Below are 15,587 nucleotides of genomic sequence, written 5' to 3'. Positions count from 1 at the left end.
TGCTGAAAAAAACGATCACGCTAACGCCAGGTTCCAATAGAAGGCCCCGGATATTTACATGCTGAAATTATTGCACGACCGCTTTGCGCGGTTAGCGTTAAGAATATAAAAGCGGACAGTTTAATATCATGGCATTTGCAAAAATGCAAGGTAATGACTCCAACTTACTGATAGTGTTTTATGTTCAGATAATGCCCGATGACCTTGTCATGCAGCTCCACCGATTTTGAGAACGACAGTGACTTCCGTCCCAGCCTTGCCAGATGTTGTCTCAGATTCAGGTTATGTCGCTCAATGCGCTGAGTGTAACGCTTGCTGATAACGTGCAGCTTTCCCTTCAGGCGGGGTTCATACAGCGGCCAGCCATCCGTCATCCATACCACGACCTCAAAGGCCGACAGCAGGCTCAGAAGACGCTCCAGTGTGGCCAGAGTGCGTTCACCGAAGACGTGCGCCACAACCGCCCTCCGTATCCTGTCATACGCGTAAAACAGCCAGCGCTGACGTGATTTAGCACCGACGTAGCCCCACTGTTCGTCCATTTCAGCGCAGACAATCCCATCACTGCCCGGTTGTATGCGCGAGGTTACCGACTGCGGCCTGAGTTTTTAAGTGACGTAAAACCGTGTTGAGGCCAACGCCCATAATGCGTGCACTGGCGCGACATCCGACGCCATTCATGGCCATATCAATGATTTTCTGGTGCGTACCGGGCTGAGAGGCGGTGTAAGTGAACTGTAGTTGCCATGTTTTACGGCAATGAGAGCAGAGATAGCGCTGATGTCCGGCAGTGCTTTTGCCGTTACGCACCACGCCTTCAGTAGCGGAGCAGGAAGGACATCTGATGGAAATGGAAGCCACGCAAGCTCCTTAAAATCACCATCATACACTAAATCAGTAAGTTGGCAGCATTACCAAAAACTGATTCGATATCATCGCTATCGGCTACTGGCTGGTAATAGAGCTTATTTTTTAACCCAACATGTCCAGGCTCTTTCGCAACATTCCGCGCCCCGCCTTGCCGGATGAGACTCAACGTAGCTTTAGGGAACTCAAAAGCAGTTAAAAAGCCGTAGATAAATTCGTCTTGCTCAGGGTTTTCAACCAGTTGTTCGAGATGTTCAAAAATTTTCGCCTGATTAACAGCCATTGTTATTCCTAAAAAATACAGTACCCGTAGAGGATGATGCACTCATTCTAACCGAAGAAAATTTTATCAAGTAGTTCCAATGCGTTACCTAGGTTGTATCAAAAAAATAAAAAACTTTAGCTCTATGCCTGCCACCACAAGGCGGCAGGCTTTGCTCAGAGTACTTAATCCTCAGCAGAAATTTATCCTCAAGACAGCCGTTACTACCGTGTAGACTCTAGTTTCCCAAAATCAAACGGACTCACCGCCTTCTCCCGATTAGCATCAAGATAATCAGCCCACCATTGCAACATCAACCTCCTCTCCCCCAAATGCTCCGCCTTATGAATGTAAGCCGCACGCACAGAGTTACGTTCCTGGTGACTCATCTGCCGCTCTACCGCATCTCTTGACCACAATCCCGACTCAATTAATGAACTACAAGCCATTGTTCTGAAACCATGACCACATACTTCAACCTTCGTATCGTAGCCCATGACTCGTAGTGATTTATTAACTGTGTTTTCACTCATCGGCTTACGCGGATCGTGATCACCAACGAAGATCAGCTCACGGTTTCCACTCAGGCTTTTGATCTTTTCCAAAATGGCGAGAGCTTGACGCGACAAGGGAACAAGATGAGGCGTACGCATCTTCGAACCACGCTGAGAATGCTTAACACCTTCTAAGGGTTCACGCTCGCCCGGAATCGTCCACATAGCCGTTTCAAAATCTACTTCAGACCAGCGAGCAAAACGCAGTTCGCTTGAACGGATAAAGACTAACAAGGTAAGTTCGATAGCAAGTCGGGTTAATGGTCTTCCGGAATAGTGATCAATGCGATGAAGTAATTCAGGTATGCGGTTAAGCCCCAAAGCCGCACGATGCTGTCTTTTCACCGTAGCAACCGCCCCGGCAATTTCTTGTGCAGGGTTGTAGTCGATTAAACCGCTCTGCACAGCAAAGCGCATAATCGCGGTAGTTCGCTGTTGCAAACGAGCAGCGACTTCGAGTCGCCCGGATGACTCCACCGCTTTGATGGGTACAAGAAGATCCCGAGTCTTAAGCTCCGCAATGTTCTGCTTACCGATGGTAGCAAAGAGATTATCTTCGAGACTTTTCAATACACGAGCGCTATGTGATGCAGACCACTTCTGATTGCTGGCGTGCCAGTCTCTTGCAACAACTTCAAACGTTATCGCCTCTTGTTCCTGCTCCACCTTAACAGCTTTCTTGTTCTCACTAGGATCGACGCCCTTAGCTAACAACTTACGGGCTTCATCCCGACGATTTCTGGCATCAGCTAATGACACTTCGGGGTATTTACCCAGCGCCAGCATTTTCTCTTTACCACCAAAGCGATAACGAAGTCGCCAGTATTTAGAACCGTTAGGGTGAACCAGCAAAACCATGCCTTCACCATCAGCCAGTTTATAGGCTTTTGCTTCGGGCTTAGCCGAACGAACCTTCACATCACTCAGAGCCATGATGAATATCCTTTCAAGGGTTCTGTGTGGGTACAATTATTATCGAACCGGGATATACCCGCAGTTATACCCGCATCAGTAAGTTGATGTAGATTGAATCAGGTTGACTTAGGTTGAGTGAAAAAGCGAGGAAAGCCTTGCGGATACTGGATTTCAGGCACAAAAAAAGACGTCCGTTGACGTCTATTGATGTTCCGATGGTGCCGAAGGCCGGACTCGAACCGGCACGTATTTCTACGGTTGATTTTGAATCAACTGCGTCTACCGATTTCGCCACTTCGGCACTGAAGGGGATGCGGAAACGTTGTGGATTATACCTGTCGCGCGCCGCCATGCAAGCGGCGACGCGCTAAACCCGCGCTAAGTGCCCAAAAAACCAGCGCCCTTCATCAATCCAGCTCCGAAACCGCCAGCCGAATCACCCTTGCCGCCTTCTGCTCCGGCAGCGCCAGCACCTTGGCCCACATCTCCTGCACCATATCGCAGGAGAGCTTCTCTTTGCCCACCGCCTTATCCGGCATCTCCAGCAGTTGGATGTCCTCGCCGTACTTATCGGCAAGTTCCTTCATAATAGGCCGCACATCCTCGACTGCCGCCTCGCGTTCGGCCGGGGTCACGGTGTGGCTGTTTTTGCCGTAGGCTGCGCGCATCATGTCGGCGTCGGCCTGCATACGGCGGGACATCATCTGTTGATCGAGCACGCGCATCGGGTTGACGCCGCCTTTCACCGCCGGGTACAGGAAGCGGAAACAGGCGTCGTCGCTCACCTTTTGGATGGCGGCAGTCTGCTCCATGTTGACCTTCATATATTCCACCACGTTGGCGTCCGGAGCATGCTGCAGGCGTGACATCTGCAGGGTCAAAATCTGCGGCTGGATGACGTCGATAATGTGCTGTTCAGACTCGCCCGCTTTCTGCATGGTGAGGATCTGCTCGCGGATGCGTTTCTGGAACGCAGGCTCCTGCTCTTTAATCACCTGCCAGGCGGGCATCGTGTTGAGGGTGGTATCAAGCTGCTGTTCGGGGGTGCGCTGCATACGCTGTTTGTCGAAATACACCCAGAACGCCACGGCGGCGGCCGCGATGACGACAATGACAATACGGGTCCACGTTTTATTCATCTCGCATCCTTATCCTTTAGCTATGCCGGTTTACACCGGCACGCCGCTGTGGAAGCGAAACTCGTGGTCCGGTGTCGAGATAAGTGTGGCTTCAATTTCGCCAAAAAGCTTTATGCGGGGTGAGATATCGTCGTCGCTCACCTGCTGGGCCAGCGTCAGGTAGTCCTGATAATGGCGCGCTTCCGAGCGCAGCAGCGAGAGGTAGAACTTCTGCAAATCATCGTCGAGGAAGGGGGCCAGCGCGGCGAAGCGCTCGCAGGAGCGGGCTTCGATGTACGCGCCGCAGATGAGCTTGTCGATCAGCGTCAGCGGTTCGTGGGTGCGCACTTCCTTCAGCATCCCTTTGGCGTAGCGGCTGGCGGTGATTTTGACGTACGGAATGTCGCGCGCCAGCATCACCTCGCGCACCTGCCAGAAGTGGTGCAGCTCCTCTTTGATCAGCAGCACCATGCTGTCGATAAGCGCCTGGCCCCACGGGTCGTCGGTTTTGGGCATCACGCTTTTGCCAATCTGCTTGTGCAGGGCGATGAAATCCGGCTCCGGGCCGTCGCGGAAGGTGAACAGTTCGTAGGGTTTGAGCCAGTCGAGCAGCGCGTCGGCACCGCTTTCGTCGGCAACGTATTTACGCACCAGCAGCAGCGCGGTCTGGGCGGCCTTGAGCTCGCACACCATATGGTCGGTGAGCAGCAGCGGCAGGTTCGCCGGGTCGCGGGCTTTATCAATCCATGCTTGCGGGGTCGGGCACTGAAGGAAGTTGAGTACGGGGGCGAGTATCTGCGGGTAATCCATGTTTAAACCTTGAAAGCGGCAGCATGCACTGCCGCTTGAACGCTATTAGTGACGCACGCCGTCGTCGTCTTCGTCGATATAATCTTCGTCGTCGCCTTCTTCGCCGTCTTCACCGTTTGGATCTTCGAAGTAGGTTCCCCATCCGTCGTATTCCACGTCGAACTTCTCGGCCAGGTTCATCAGCTGTTCAACCTGCGCGTCGATCAGCTCCGCCTTCAGCGCGCCTTCGCTCAGGATATCGCAGCAGATGACGGTGTCGCCCTCTTCCACTTCCAGCTCTTCCGGCTCGGTCACTTCGTAACCCAATTTGAAGGCTTCCACCGCCATTTTTTCCAGCGCGTCGAAATCATCCGCAGAGAAATGGTGCTCGATGGTGTACAGCGCGTCCGGATCGCTACCGTCTTCCAGCAGCTCTTCAATAATCAGACGCGTCTCTTCGCGTTGCTCTTCCAGGTGTTCCGGGTTTGCCATGGCTCAATCCTCTTTAAAGTGCGGCAGATACTTCTATTTTCACACACGGACGTGTTTGCCTCCACCTTTGTTGGAAAGATTTGTGAAATGGGGTTGCAAATGAATAATTACACATATAAAGTGAATTTATATTCAATAAGTGGCGTTCGCCATGTGAGGATAAAATGTCTGATTTGTACAAGAAACACTTTCTGAAATTGCTCGACTTTACCCCTGCACAGTTCACTTCTCTGCTGACCCTTGCCGCACAGCTCAAAGCAGATAAAAAAAATGGCAAGGAAGTACAAAAGCTTACCGGTAAAAACATCGCGCTCATCTTCGAAAAAGACTCAACCCGTACACGATGCTCTTTCGAAGTTGCCGCATTTGACCAGGGCGCGCGCGTCACGTATTTAGGGCCGAGCGGCAGCCAGATTGGGCATAAAGAGTCAATTAAGGACACCGCGCGCGTGCTCGGGCGGATGTACGACGGCATTCAGTATCGCGGCCACGGCCAGGAAGTCGTCGAGACGCTGGCGCAGTATGCGGGCGTGCCGGTGTGGAACGGGCTGACCAACGAGTTCCACCCCACCCAGCTGCTGGCGGACCTGCTGACCATGCAGGAGCACCTGCCGGGCAAGGCGTTTAACGAGATGACGCTGGTTTATGCAGGCGACGCGCGCAACAACATGGGCAACTCGATGCTCGAAGCCGCAGCGCTGACCGGGCTGGATCTGCGTCTGGTGGCCCCGAAAGCCTGCTGGCCGGAAGCGAGCCTGGTGGCGGAGTGCAGCGCGCTGGCCGCGAAGAACGGCGGGAAAATCACCCTGACGGAAGACGTGGCGGCAGGCGTGAAGGGGGCGGACTTCATCTATACCGACGTCTGGGTGTCGATGGGCGAAGCCAAAGAGAAGTGGGCGGAGCGTATTGCGCTGCTGCGGAGCTATCAGGTGAACAGCCAGATGATGGCGCTGACCGGCAACCCGGACGTGAAGTTCCTGCACTGTCTGCCGGCATTCCATGACGACCAGACCACGCTCGGCAAGCAGATGGCGAAAGAGTTCGACCTGCACGGCGGGATGGAGGTGACGGACGAGGTGTTTGAGTCGGCGGCCAGCATCGTGTTCGACCAGGCGGAGAACCGGATGCATACGATTAAGGCGGTGATGGTGGCGACGCTTGGGGAGTGATCCGCTCTCTCACTTTGAAATGGTGATTATCTGCTGAATTAATTTTCAGCAGATAATCATTTCCGGTCTATTGGCATAAAAAATTTATTTTCCTGACACTTCCCACAGATACACATCAACCATAATATGTATTTATGATTTTATTAGCCATTATTTATTGGATAGATAATGGTTAATATTAACTCATTATCAATTACAAAACATTGTATATTAAAGGCGTAATATTTCCTTATTGAGGGTGATGTTGCAGTCATTGACGCATTACCTGGTGCGCATCAGAACGGGCATGTATGTATCTACGACGGATCGGGTACCTGGTATTCAGACTTTAAACAGAACAGCCTTTATCCCGGTCCGACATATCGGAAGATACAGCCAAAAATCACCCTTTACAGGCACTACTGATATGAAAAATATCTTACCGCTTCTCTTCATATTTTCTTTCTCTGCGATGGCTGGTCATTCTGATCCGATTGAGCGTGCGGTTAAATTTAACAGCTGGTACGTTAATCAAATCAACAAAGATGCATTTCCGATCACTGATGGAAACGAAATAGATAAATATGTCACAGCATCAACAATGAAAAAACTCCGTCACGCGCAGGATCCTCGCTATGCAGACGAAGAGTTTTACGAGGCAGATATATTTTTAAAAGCGCAATACGTCGGCGATGACTGGCCGCAGAATGTAACAGCCATAGCTGGGGATACCGATCCAGTCTGTGTCAACGTATACATTGCATTCGGTAAAAAGCAGGACCACGTAGTCATAGACTGCATGGTTAAAGAAAACAACTTGTGGAAGGTACAGTCGGTTTCAAATGCGGATTTTTCAAGAAATCTGGCTACCACGAAATGAGCCAAACGACGTACTGACAATGATACTGATTCGGTACGATCTTCTTGCCGGGTGGCGCTGCGCTTACCCGGCGTACAAAACCCAGGGAGGGGGTCTTACTCCACCAGCATCTTCACAACGACTTTTCGCACCTTAGCAGGCGCCCCCACCGCGCAAAGCGGCTTGTGCACTTCGCCCGGCCAGAACACCACAAAATCCCCTTCGCTCAGCACCACGGTTTTCTCCTGCTCACCTTCCGGCAGAAACGCGATGTCTTTATCCGCCAGCCAGTCTGTGTCCGGTGTACCGTGCGGCAGGGCGCTGAAGGTCATCCCTTCTTGCCCCTTCATAATGATCTGGATGTCCAGATAGCGTGCGTGGTACTCGGCGCGGCGCTCGGCGAACGGCTGGGTCATGTCTTCCGAGACCAGATAAAACAGGTTGTTGCCGTCGATATCGTGCTTGCCGAGCGGAGTGGCGTCGGTGACGTGGGCTTTAACGTGCTCAATGGCCTGGCGCAATTCGTCAGGGAGCCAGGATTGCAGATGGTGGATGTTGCCGATAATCATAAACAAACCCTCAATATAAAACATCGTTTCACTTTAATCTTTTATACGAGAATTCTGACTGCCATACCACCGCTTTCACGACAGGTTTTGCGCCAGCGCATGTTTATCGGGAAATGTGTTAATTTGCTGTTAAGCCCTCACAGGCATTTATGCAGTCGTTATGCATAACCTCAGATCTTCGTGGTCTCGCCCTATCGCTAACTCATTGATCGTATGGCGTTAACAACAAAACTCTCTCCGGGCTCACACTTTATCATTTTGATAATTTGCTATTAAATTCCATAATTATTTATTGATTTTCCTTAAGTTGAAAATAGTTAATTGCTAATACTGCATAGTCATTCCGTTAATGATTTTTATTCTTTTAAAATCAACATGATAACAAAATATTTCAAATGATTAAATTCCACAAAATAATAACAACTCCAAATAACCCCAGCGTATCCTGCTTAGCTATTCACCCGGCAATTATATCCAATTAATCATTATCTGATGCGAATCATGCAAATGAAAACAAACCGCTTAATATCCGGTTTCACGTGAGCAATATCACAATACGGATTATTTAACCGCCTAGTATGAACCTCGAAATCAATTGAGCTTAGCCGCCATGGAAATAATCACATCACATGGCGCATGCCCTTTTTATTCTGAAAAACAGTTAAAGGAATAATTATGGAAAAGCATTATGTCGGTTCTGAAATTGGTCAATTGCGTAGCGTTATGCTGCACCGTCCAAATTTAAGTCTGAAACGTTTAACGCCGTCGAACTGTCAGGAATTACTCTTCGATGATGTGCTCTCGGTTGAACGGGCGGGTGAAGAGCACGATATTTTCGCAAACACACTGCGCGAGCAGGGTGTGGAAGTCCTGCTGTTGACCGACCTTCTTACTCAAACGCTTGATATTGCAGAAGCAAAAGCCTGGCTTCTCGAAACCCAAATCTCTGACTACCGCCTCGGGCCAACCTTTGCAGGTGATGTGCGCGGCTGGCTGGCGGATATGCCGCACCGTGAACTGGCGCGCCGGTTAAGCGGCGGATTAACCTACGGTGAAATTCCGGCAGCCATTAAAAATATGGTGGTGGATACCCACACGGCGAATGATTTTATTATGAAGCCGCTGCCTAACCATTTATTTACCCGCGATACTTCCTGCTGGATTTATAACGGCGTGTCCATTAACCCAATGGCCAAACCGGCTCGCCAGCGTGAAACCAATAACCTGCGGGCCATATATCGCTGGCATCCTGCGTTTGCCGACGGTGATTTTATTAAATATTTCGGCGACGAGAATATTAATTACGATCACGCGACATTAGAAGGTGGCGATGTATTAGTGATTGGACGCGGCGCGGTATTAATCGGCATGTCAGAGCGCACAACGCCACAGGGTGTGGAATTCCTTGCTAATAGCCTGTTCAAACACCGCCAGGCCGAGCGCGTGATCGCCGTTGAATTGCCAAAACACCGCTCCTGCATGCACCTCGACACCGTGATGACCCACATCGACGTGGACACCTTCTCCGTCTACCCGGAAGTGGTGCGCAAAGATGCCCAGTGCTGGACGCTCACCCCGGACGGACGCGGCGGTCTGCTGCGTACTCAGGAAACCGACCTGCTCCACGCCATCGAAAAAGCCCTCGGCATTAACCAGGTGCGCCTGATCACCACTGGCGGCGACGCCTTTGAGGCCGAGCGCGAGCAGTGGAACGACGCCAATAACGTTCTGACCATCCGCCCGGGCGTGGTGATTGGCTACGAGCGCAACGTCTGGACCAACGAGAAATACGACAAAGCCGGCATAACCGTGCTGCCGATCCCAGGTGACGAACTCGGACGCGGTCGCGGCGGCGCGCGCTGCATGAGCTGCCCACTGGAACGTGACGGAATTTAAAGGAGTCATCATGGAACGAAAACCCACTCTGGTTGTGGCGCTTGGCGGTAACGCGTTACTGAAACGCGGCGAACCGCTGGAAGCGGAGATCCAGCGCCAGAACATCGAGCAGGCCGCCCGCACCATCGCCGGGCTGACGGAGCAGTGGCGCGTGGTGCTGGTGCACGGCAACGGCCCGCAGGTCGGGCTACTGGCGCTGCAGAACAGCGCCTATGACAAAGTCACGCCCTACCCGCTGGACGTTCTCGGCGCCGAAAGTCAGGGGATGATCGGCTACATGCTCCAGCAGGCGCTGAAAAACAATCTTCCTCAGCGCGAAGTGAGCGTGCTGCTCACCCAGGTAGAGGTGGATGCCGCCGACCCGGCGTTCCGCAACCCGACCAAATATATCGGCCCGGTTTACAGCGAAGCTCAGGCGAAAACGCTGGCCGCGGAAAAAGGCTGGGTGTTTAAGGCCGACGGCAGCTACTTCCGCCGCGTCGTTCCCTCCCCGCAACCCAAACGCATCGTCGAGAGCGACGCGATTACGGCGCTTATCCAGCGCGATCACCTGGTGATCTGCAACGGCGGCGGCGGGGTTCCGGTGGTGGAAAACGCCAACGGTTATCGCGGCATTGAGGCGGTGATCGACAAAGACCTCTCTGCCGCGCTGCTGGCGCGCCAGATCGAAGCCGATGCCCTGCTGATCCTGACCGATGCCGACGCGGTGTATCTCGACTGGGGCAAACCGACCCAGCGTCCGCTGGCACAGGTAACACCGGAACTGCTCAGAGGCATGCAGTTCGACGCCGGATCGATGGGACCAAAAGTGGCCGCCTGCCGCGAGTTTGTTGAAACCTGCAACGGGATTGCCGGGATCGGCGCGCTGGCTGACGGCGCGGAGATCCTCGCGGGCGAGAAAGGCACGTTGATTCGCAACTAATTCAAATTTCAAAAAGGATTTACCCATGACCATCAACCTGAAAAACCGCAACTTCCTGAAACTGCTGGACTATACCCCGGCAGAAATCCAGTTCCTGATCGACCTTGCCATCGAACTCAAGGCCGCCAAAAAAGCCGGACGTGAAAAGCAAACCCTGGTCGGGAAAAACATCGCCCTGATCTTTGAAAAAACCTCCACCCGCACCCGCTGCGCCTTTGAAGTCGGCGCGTTTGACCAGGGCGCACAGGTCACTTATCTCGGCCCAAGCGGATCGCAGATCGGCCATAAAGAGTCGATGAAAGACACCGCCCGCGTGCTGGGCCGCATGTACGACGGCATTGAGTATCGCGGCTACGGCCAGGCGATTGTCGAGGAGCTGGGCGAGTACGCTGGCGTACCGGTGTGGAACGGTCTGACTGATGAGTTTCACCCGACCCAGATCCTCGCTGACCTGATGACCATGCTGGAGCATGCGCCAGGGAAAACCCTGCCGGAGCTGAGCTTTGCCTATCTGGGCGACGCGCGGAACAACATGGGCAACTCCCTGATGGTCGGCGCGGCCAAGATGGGGATGGATATCCGCCTCGTGGCACCGAAATCCTTCTGGCCGGAAGCAGGGCTGGTGGAACAGTGCCGCGCCATCGCCAAAGAGACAGGCGCGCGCATCACCCTCACGGATGATGTGGAAGAAGGCGTTCAGGGGACCGATTTCCTCTACACCGACGTGTGGGTCTCCATGGGCGAGCCGAAAGAGGCATGGGCCGAGCGCGTCAGCCTGATGAAGCCTTACCAGATTAACGCTCAGGTGATGAAAGCCACTGGCAACCCGAACGTCAAGTTCATGCACTGCCTGCCGGCGTTCCACAACGAGCACACCAAAGTGGGCCGTGAAATTGAGATGGCTTACGGCCTGAAAGGGCTTGAGGTGACGGAAGAGGTCTTTGAATCACCGAACTCTATCGTCTTTGACGAAGCAGAAAACCGCATGCACACCATTAAAGCGGTCATGGTGGCGACACTCGGCGACTAATCACCGCCCGGCGCGCCACGGGGTGCGCCGGGTTCAGGAGAACATCATGGGCAAGTTCAAGTTTCCCTCCGCTTACACCATTCTCTTTTTTCTGATTGCCGTTGTGGCGGCGCTGAGCTGGGTTGTTCCGGCCGGTCAGTACCAGATGGCGATGAATGAAACCCTTGGCAAAGAAGTCCCGATTGCCGGAACGTACGCGCACGTGGCGGCGCACCCGCAGGGGCTGGTTTCCGTCCTGATGGCCCCCATTGCCGGGCTGTACGATCCCGTTTCCGGTCAGGCTGGGGCAATCGACGTGGCGCTGTTTATCCTGATCATCGGGGGATTTCTCGGGATCGTCACCAAAACCGGGGCGATTGACGCCGGGATCGAACGGGTAACGACCCGCCTGCGCGGACGCGAAGAGTGGATGATCCCGATCCTGATGGCGTTGTTTGCCGCAGGCGGCACGATCTACGGCATGGCCGAAGAGTCACTGCCTTTCTATACCTTGCTGGTGCCCGTCATGCTGGCCGCCCGTTTTGATCCGGTGGTTGCCGCCTCTACCGTGCTGCTCGGGGCGGGGATCGGCACGCTCGGTTCCACCATTAACCCGTTTGCCACGGTGATCGCCGCCAACGCCGCCGGGATCCCCTTCACCCACGGTATTGCCCTGCGCGTGGCGCTGCTGGTGATCGGCTGGATCATCTGCGTGGCATGGGTGATGCGCTACGCCCGTAAAGTTCGTCAGGATCCGTCTCTCTCTATCGTCGCAGACAAACAGGAAGAGAACCGCGCCCATTTCCTCAGCAACAAGGGTGAACAGTCGCTGGAATTTACCCCGGTGCGCAAAATCATTCTGGTGATCTTCGCCCTCGCCTTCGCGGTGATGATCTACGGCGTGGCGGTGCTGGGGTGGTGGATGGCAGAAATCTCGGCGGTGTTTCTCGCCAGCGCCATCATCGTGGGGCTTATCGCCCGTATGAGTGAAGAGGAGCTTACCTCAACCTTTATCAACGGTGCGCGAGATTTGCTGGGTGTCGCGCTGATTATCGGCATTGCGCGCGGTATCGTAGTCATCATGGATAAGGGCATGATTACCCACACCATTTTGCACAGCGCGGAAGGTCTGGTCAGCGGGTTGTCCACGGTGGCGTTTATCAACGTGATGTACTGGCTGGAAGTTGTTCTGTCGTTTCTTGTGCCTTCTTCATCCGGCCTGGCCGTACTGACGATGCCGATCATGGCACCGCTAGCCGATTTCGCTAACGTCAACCGCGACCTGGTAGTTACGGCTTACCAGTCGGCCTCCGGCATCGTTAACCTGGTCACGCCAACCTCAGCGGTGGTGATGGGCGGGCTGGCTATCGCCCGTGTGCCTTACGTGCGCTACCTGAAATGGGTTGCGCCGCTGCTGGCGATCCTGACGGTGGTGATTATGGTGGCGCTAAGCCTGGGTGCCTTGTTGTGATTTGCCGGATGGCGCTGCGCTTATCCGGCCTACGGATCGGTGCAGTGCCACCGGTTATTTCAGGAACTGATATGGGAAACATGATGGATTACGAAGCGTACTCTCCCAAAGAACAACTGCAGCTAACGGTGTGCCAGCGTCTGATCGCCGAAAAGAGCTATCTCTCACAGGAAGAAATTCGCCGCGATTTGCAGGAGAGAGGGTTTGACAGCATCAGCCAGTCGACCGTTTCGCGTCTGCTGAAATTGCTCGGCGTCATAAAAATTCGAAATGCCAAAGGGCTAAAAATTTATTCGTTGAATCCCCAACTGCGCCCTGCCCCCGATGCCGCGCGTACCGTTTCTGAAATGGTGGTGAGCGTGGAGCACAATAGCGAGTTTATCCTCATTCATACTGTCGCCGGATATGGCCGCGCGGTGGCGCGTATTCTGGATTACCACCAGTTACCGGAAATTTTAGGCGTGGTGGCTGGCAGCAGTATCGTCTGGGTCGCCCCCCGGGTGGTGAAGCGTACCGCGCTGGTGCATAAGCAAATTAATTATTTACTCAGAACGAATTAATATTCACAAAGAACCGTTTGCATTGAGTAAAGCGTGCATTAAATCGCTTGATCCGAAAATCGGGGTGCGTATAATGCCCGACAATTTGCCGGGAGGAAGCATGGTCAAGCGTGTACGACATAACGTCTTACCGCGTCTGAAATCAGACGCTGGCCTGCCGTTTTTCTTCCCGTTGCTAAACCTATTCCCAGAGCCCCTCATTTGAGGGGCTTTTTTTTGCCCGGCGTCAGGAGATAAACATGAATCCGCTTTATCAAAAACACATCATTTCCATAAACGACCTCAGCCGCGAAGAGCTGGAACTGGTTCTGGAAACCGCGGCAAAACTGAAAGCTAATCCGCAACCGGAGCTGCTGAAGCACAAAGTGATTGCGAGCTGCTTCTTCGAAGCCTCTACCCGTACGCGCCTCTCCTTTGAAACGTCCATGCACCGCCTGGGCGCGAGCGTGGTCGGCTTCTCTGACAGCAGCAACACGTCGCTGGGTAAAAAAGGCGAAACGCTGGCGGATACCATTTCAGTTATCAGTACTTACGTAGACGCGATTGTCATGCGCCATCCGCAAGAAGGGGCGGCGCGTCTGGCGACCGAGTTTTCCGGTGGCATTCCGGTGCTAAACGCCGGTGACGGTGCCAACCAGCACCCGACGCAGACCCTGCTGGATCTGTTCACCATTCAGGAAACCCAGGGCACGCTTGAAAACCTGAACATCGCGATGGTCGGCGACCTGAAATATGGCCGTACCGTCCACTCGCTGACCCAGGCGCTGGCGAAGTTTAACGGCAACCGTTTCTTCTTCATCGCCCCGGACGCGCTGGCGATGCCGCAGTACATTCTCGACATGCTGGACGAGAAAGGCATTCAGTGGAGCCTGCATGCGAGCATCGAAGAGGTAATGAGCCACGTCGATATTCTGTATATGACCCGCGTGCAGAAAGAGCGTCTGGATCCGTCCGAATACGCCAACGTGAAGGCGCAGTTCGTGCTGCGCGCCAGCGACCTTGAGGGCGCACGCGACAACATGAAGGTGCTGCACCCGCTGCCGCGTATTGATGAAATCACCACCGACGTGGATAAAACGCCGCACGCCTGGTATTTCCAGCAGGCCGGAAACGGCATTTTCGCTCGCCAGGCGTTACTGGCACTGGTTCTGAATCGCGAATTGGCTCTGTAAGGGGAAACGACAATGACACACGATAACAAACTCCAGGTTGAAGCCATCAAGCGTGGCACCGTGATTGACCACATCCCTGCACAGGTGGGCTTTAAGCTGCTGACGCTGTTCAAACTGACCGAAACCGACCAGCGCATCACCATCGGCCTGAACCTGCCGTCGGGCGAAATGGGTCGTAAGGATCTGATCAAGATCGAGAACACCTTCCTGACCGATGAGCAGGTGAACCAGCTGTCCCTGTACGCGCCGGACGCCACCGTCAACCGCATCGACGAATATGAAGTGGTCGGCAAATCCCGTCCGAGCCTGCCGGAGCGCATCGAAAGCGTGCTGGTCTGTCCGAACAGCAACTGCATCAGTCATGCTGAGCCGGTTTCTTCCAGTTTTGCAGTGAAAAAACGCGCTGATGACATCGCACTCAAATGCAAATACTGCGAAAAAGAGTTTTCTCATTATGTGGTGCTGGCCAACTAATTGAGGTTGGTAAAGGATCCCGGCCTCCCTATAATGGCCGGGAACATTTAATCAGCTGTTATTCTGGAGAAATCATGACCAAAGTACTCGCGACGGAAAATGCACCAGCGGCTATCGGCCCATACGTTCAGGGCGTTGATCTGGGTAGCATGATTATTACCTCTGGCCAGATCCCGGTGAACCCGAAAACCGGCGCTGTGCCGGAAGACGTGGCGGCACAGGCGCGTCAGTCGCTGGAGAACGTGCAGGCAATTGTGGAATCTGCCGGTCTGAAAGTTGGCGATATCGTGAAAACCACCGTTTTCGTGAAAGATCTTAACGATTTCGCGACCGTTAACGCCACTTACGAAGCATTCTTCACCGAGCACAACGCGACATTCCCGGCGCGCTCCTGCGTGGAAGTTGCACGTCTGCCAAAAGACGTGAAAATCGAAATTGAAGCGATTGCCGTTCGCCGCTAATTCGCTTTTGCGATAAAAAAGGCAGCCTGGCTGCCTTTTTTGTTGCCCG

19 protein-coding genes, 1 tRNA gene and 1 pseudogene are annotated in these 15,587 nt (G+C 53.6%); 12 read left to right on the top strand and 9 right to left on the bottom strand.

Going from position 1 to position 15,587, the window contains the following annotated elements; all coding sequences use genetic code 11:
- Positions 1-164: 164 nt before the first annotated feature.
- The 7 genes from ACLHV8_RS02545 to rraB all read right to left on the bottom strand — a co-directional run bounded on the left by ACLHV8_RS02545 (position 165) and on the right by rraB (position 4,997).
- Positions 165-861, bottom strand: a protein-coding gene (locus tag ACLHV8_RS02545; protein ID WP_410376747.1) for an IS1 family transposase whose coding sequence is annotated in 2 segments (ribosomal slippage) — positions 165-609 and positions 608-861 — 699 coding nt in all. Because the reading frame shifts where the segments join, the coding sequence is not laid out codon by codon here.
- A gap of 28 nt (positions 862-889) precedes the next feature.
- On the bottom strand, positions 890-1,150 hold the full coding sequence (locus ACLHV8_RS02540) for a hypothetical protein (RefSeq protein WP_049007579.1): 261 nt from the start codon (positions 1,148-1,150) through the stop codon (positions 890-892).
- 203 nt (positions 1,151-1,353) lie between these two features.
- On the bottom strand, positions 1,354-2,616 hold the full coding sequence (locus tag ACLHV8_RS02535) for a tyrosine-type recombinase/integrase (RefSeq protein ID WP_208594691.1): 1,263 nt from the start codon (positions 2,614-2,616) through the stop codon (positions 1,354-1,356).
- A 198-nt stretch (positions 2,617-2,814) separates the two neighbouring features.
- A tRNA-Leu gene (locus ACLHV8_RS02530) sits at positions 2,815-2,899 on the bottom strand.
- Positions 2,900-3,005: 106 nt separating this feature from the next.
- Positions 3,006-3,737 (bottom strand): topoisomerase II, encoded by a 732-nt coding sequence (locus ACLHV8_RS02525; protein WP_208594690.1) that lies wholly within the window; start codon positions 3,735-3,737, stop codon positions 3,006-3,008.
- Between the two features lie 30 nt (positions 3,738-3,767).
- Positions 3,768-4,526 (bottom strand): tRNA isopentenyl-2-thiomethyl-A-37 hydroxylase MiaE, encoded by a 759-nt coding sequence (gene miaE, locus ACLHV8_RS02520; protein WP_208594689.1) that lies wholly within the window; start codon positions 4,524-4,526, stop codon positions 3,768-3,770.
- Between the two features lie 45 nt (positions 4,527-4,571).
- Positions 4,572-4,997, bottom strand: a complete 426-nt coding sequence (rraB, locus tag ACLHV8_RS02515; RefSeq protein ID WP_025759886.1) for a ribonuclease E inhibitor RraB — start codon at positions 4,995-4,997, stop codon at positions 4,572-4,574.
- A 99-nt stretch (positions 4,998-5,096) separates the two neighbouring features.
- Between rraB and argL the strand changes: the two genes are divergently transcribed.
- From argL to ACLHV8_RS02500, 3 genes are all read left to right on the top strand, one after another.
- Positions 5,097-5,192 carry a putative translational regulatory protein ArgL gene (gene argL, locus ACLHV8_RS02510; RefSeq protein WP_244250088.1) on the top strand — a complete coding sequence of 32 codons (96 nt, stop codon included), beginning with the start codon at positions 5,097-5,099 and terminating at the stop codon, positions 5,190-5,192.
- Positions 5,162-6,166 carry an ornithine carbamoyltransferase gene (gene argF / locus ACLHV8_RS02505; RefSeq protein WP_208594688.1) on the top strand — a complete coding sequence of 335 codons (1,005 nt, stop codon included), beginning with the start codon at positions 5,162-5,164 and terminating at the stop codon, positions 6,164-6,166. Before argL ends, argF (ACLHV8_RS02505) begins: the two co-directional genes overlap by 31 nt.
- Before the next feature lie 406 nt (positions 6,167-6,572).
- A complete protein-coding gene (locus ACLHV8_RS02500; RefSeq protein WP_028016508.1) occupies positions 6,573-7,025 on the top strand; it encodes a DUF3828 domain-containing protein in 453 nt (150 codons plus the stop codon).
- Positions 7,026-7,120: 95 nt separating this feature from the next.
- On the opposite strand, the gene ACLHV8_RS02495 is transcribed toward ACLHV8_RS02500, so the two are convergent.
- Positions 7,121-7,573, bottom strand: coding sequence for a YhcH/YjgK/YiaL family protein (locus tag ACLHV8_RS02495; protein WP_208594692.1), 453 nt, complete (start codon positions 7,571-7,573; stop codon positions 7,121-7,123).
- A gap of 675 nt (positions 7,574-8,248) precedes the next feature.
- Between ACLHV8_RS02495 and arcA the strand changes: the two genes are divergently transcribed.
- From arcA to ACLHV8_RS02470, 5 genes are all read left to right on the top strand, one after another.
- Complete coding sequence (gene arcA, locus ACLHV8_RS02490; protein WP_008501384.1) at positions 8,249-9,469, top strand: arginine deiminase; 1,221 nt, start codon at positions 8,249-8,251, stop codon at positions 9,467-9,469.
- 10 nt (positions 9,470-9,479) lie between these two features.
- Positions 9,480-10,391 (top strand): carbamate kinase, encoded by a 912-nt coding sequence (arcC, locus tag ACLHV8_RS02485; protein WP_208594687.1) that lies wholly within the window; start codon positions 9,480-9,482, stop codon positions 10,389-10,391.
- A gap of 25 nt (positions 10,392-10,416) precedes the next feature.
- Positions 10,417-11,421, top strand: coding sequence for an ornithine carbamoyltransferase (gene argF / locus ACLHV8_RS02480; RefSeq protein ID WP_028016505.1), 1,005 nt, complete (start codon positions 10,417-10,419; stop codon positions 11,419-11,421).
- A 46-nt stretch (positions 11,422-11,467) separates the two neighbouring features.
- The gene (locus tag ACLHV8_RS02475) at positions 11,468-12,871 is read left to right on the top strand and encodes a YfcC family protein (protein ID WP_208594686.1); all 1,404 of its coding nucleotides are present in this window, start codon (positions 11,468-11,470) and stop codon (positions 12,869-12,871) included.
- Between the two features lie 80 nt (positions 12,872-12,951).
- Positions 12,952-13,431, top strand: coding sequence for an arginine repressor (locus ACLHV8_RS02470; protein ID WP_028016503.1), 480 nt, complete (start codon positions 12,952-12,954; stop codon positions 13,429-13,431).
- A 3-nt stretch (positions 13,432-13,434) separates the two neighbouring features.
- Here the strand turns inward: ACLHV8_RS02470 and ACLHV8_RS02465 are convergent.
- A pseudogene (locus ACLHV8_RS02465) lies at positions 13,435-13,552 on the bottom strand (hypothetical protein).
- Between ACLHV8_RS02465 and ACLHV8_RS02460 the strand changes: the two are divergent.
- From ACLHV8_RS02460 to ridA, 4 genes are all read left to right on the top strand, one after another.
- Positions 13,532-13,636 (top strand): pyrBI operon leader peptide, encoded by a 105-nt coding sequence (locus ACLHV8_RS02460; RefSeq protein WP_022646880.1) that lies wholly within the window; start codon positions 13,532-13,534, stop codon positions 13,634-13,636. The pseudogene ACLHV8_RS02465 and the gene ACLHV8_RS02460 sit on opposite strands and share 21 nt — an antisense overlap.
- 34 nt (positions 13,637-13,670) lie before the next feature.
- Complete coding sequence (gene pyrB / locus ACLHV8_RS02455) at positions 13,671-14,603, top strand: aspartate carbamoyltransferase (RefSeq protein WP_025759900.1); 933 nt, start codon at positions 13,671-13,673, stop codon at positions 14,601-14,603.
- Positions 14,604-14,615: 12 nt separating this feature from the next.
- Positions 14,616-15,077 carry an aspartate carbamoyltransferase regulatory subunit gene (gene pyrI / locus ACLHV8_RS02450; protein WP_028016502.1) on the top strand — a complete coding sequence of 154 codons (462 nt, stop codon included), beginning with the start codon at positions 14,616-14,618 and terminating at the stop codon, positions 15,075-15,077.
- 74 nt (positions 15,078-15,151) lie between these two features.
- Entirely contained in the window at positions 15,152-15,538 is a 387-nt protein-coding gene (gene ridA, locus ACLHV8_RS02445; RefSeq protein WP_014068687.1) for a 2-iminobutanoate/2-iminopropanoate deaminase, read from the top strand.
- Positions 15,539-15,587 lie beyond the last annotated feature (49 nt).

This window comes from Enterobacter sp. CPE_E863 (genome assembly GCF_046521465.1).
Classification (GTDB): Bacteria; Pseudomonadota; Gammaproteobacteria; order Enterobacterales; family Enterobacteriaceae; genus Enterobacter; species Enterobacter adelaidei.
The sequence above is the reverse complement of the archived record's forward strand: the minus strand, read 5'-3'. Positions and strand labels throughout refer to the sequence as shown.

Coding starts and splice junctions, on each gene's coding strand:
- ACLHV8_RS02540 (WP_049007579.1), bottom strand. CDS start 1,150: ATGGCTGTTAATCAGGCGAAAATTTTTGAACATCTCGAACAACTGGTT.
- ACLHV8_RS02535 (WP_208594691.1), bottom strand. CDS start 2,616: ATGGCTCTGAGTGATGTGAAGGTTCGTTCGGCTAAGCCCGAAGCAAAA.
- ACLHV8_RS02525 (WP_208594690.1), bottom strand. CDS start 3,737: ATGAATAAAACGTGGACCCGTATTGTCATTGTCGTCATCGCGGCCGCC.
- miaE (WP_208594689.1), bottom strand. CDS start 4,526: ATGGATTACCCGCAGATACTCGCCCCCGTACTCAACTTCCTTCAGTGC.
- rraB (WP_025759886.1), bottom strand. CDS start 4,997: ATGGCAAACCCGGAACACCTGGAAGAGCAACGCGAAGAGACGCGTCTG.
- argL (WP_244250088.1), top strand. CDS start 5,097: ATGAATAATTACACATATAAAGTGAATTTATATTCAATAAGTGGCGTT.
- argF (WP_208594688.1), top strand. CDS start 5,162: ATGTCTGATTTGTACAAGAAACACTTTCTGAAATTGCTCGACTTTACC.
- ACLHV8_RS02500 (WP_028016508.1), top strand. CDS start 6,573: ATGAAAAATATCTTACCGCTTCTCTTCATATTTTCTTTCTCTGCGATG.
- ACLHV8_RS02495 (WP_208594692.1), bottom strand. CDS start 7,573: ATGATTATCGGCAACATCCACCATCTGCAATCCTGGCTCCCTGACGAA.
- arcA (WP_008501384.1), top strand. CDS start 8,249: ATGGAAAAGCATTATGTCGGTTCTGAAATTGGTCAATTGCGTAGCGTT.
- arcC (WP_208594687.1), top strand. CDS start 9,480: ATGGAACGAAAACCCACTCTGGTTGTGGCGCTTGGCGGTAACGCGTTA.
- argF (WP_028016505.1), top strand. CDS start 10,417: ATGACCATCAACCTGAAAAACCGCAACTTCCTGAAACTGCTGGACTAT.
- ACLHV8_RS02475 (WP_208594686.1), top strand. CDS start 11,468: ATGGGCAAGTTCAAGTTTCCCTCCGCTTACACCATTCTCTTTTTTCTG.
- ACLHV8_RS02470 (WP_028016503.1), top strand. CDS start 12,952: ATGATGGATTACGAAGCGTACTCTCCCAAAGAACAACTGCAGCTAACG.
- ACLHV8_RS02460 (WP_022646880.1), top strand. CDS start 13,532: ATGGTCAAGCGTGTACGACATAACGTCTTACCGCGTCTGAAATCAGAC.
- pyrB (WP_025759900.1), top strand. CDS start 13,671: ATGAATCCGCTTTATCAAAAACACATCATTTCCATAAACGACCTCAGC.
- pyrI (WP_028016502.1), top strand. CDS start 14,616: ATGACACACGATAACAAACTCCAGGTTGAAGCCATCAAGCGTGGCACC.
- ridA (WP_014068687.1), top strand. CDS start 15,152: ATGACCAAAGTACTCGCGACGGAAAATGCACCAGCGGCTATCGGCCCA.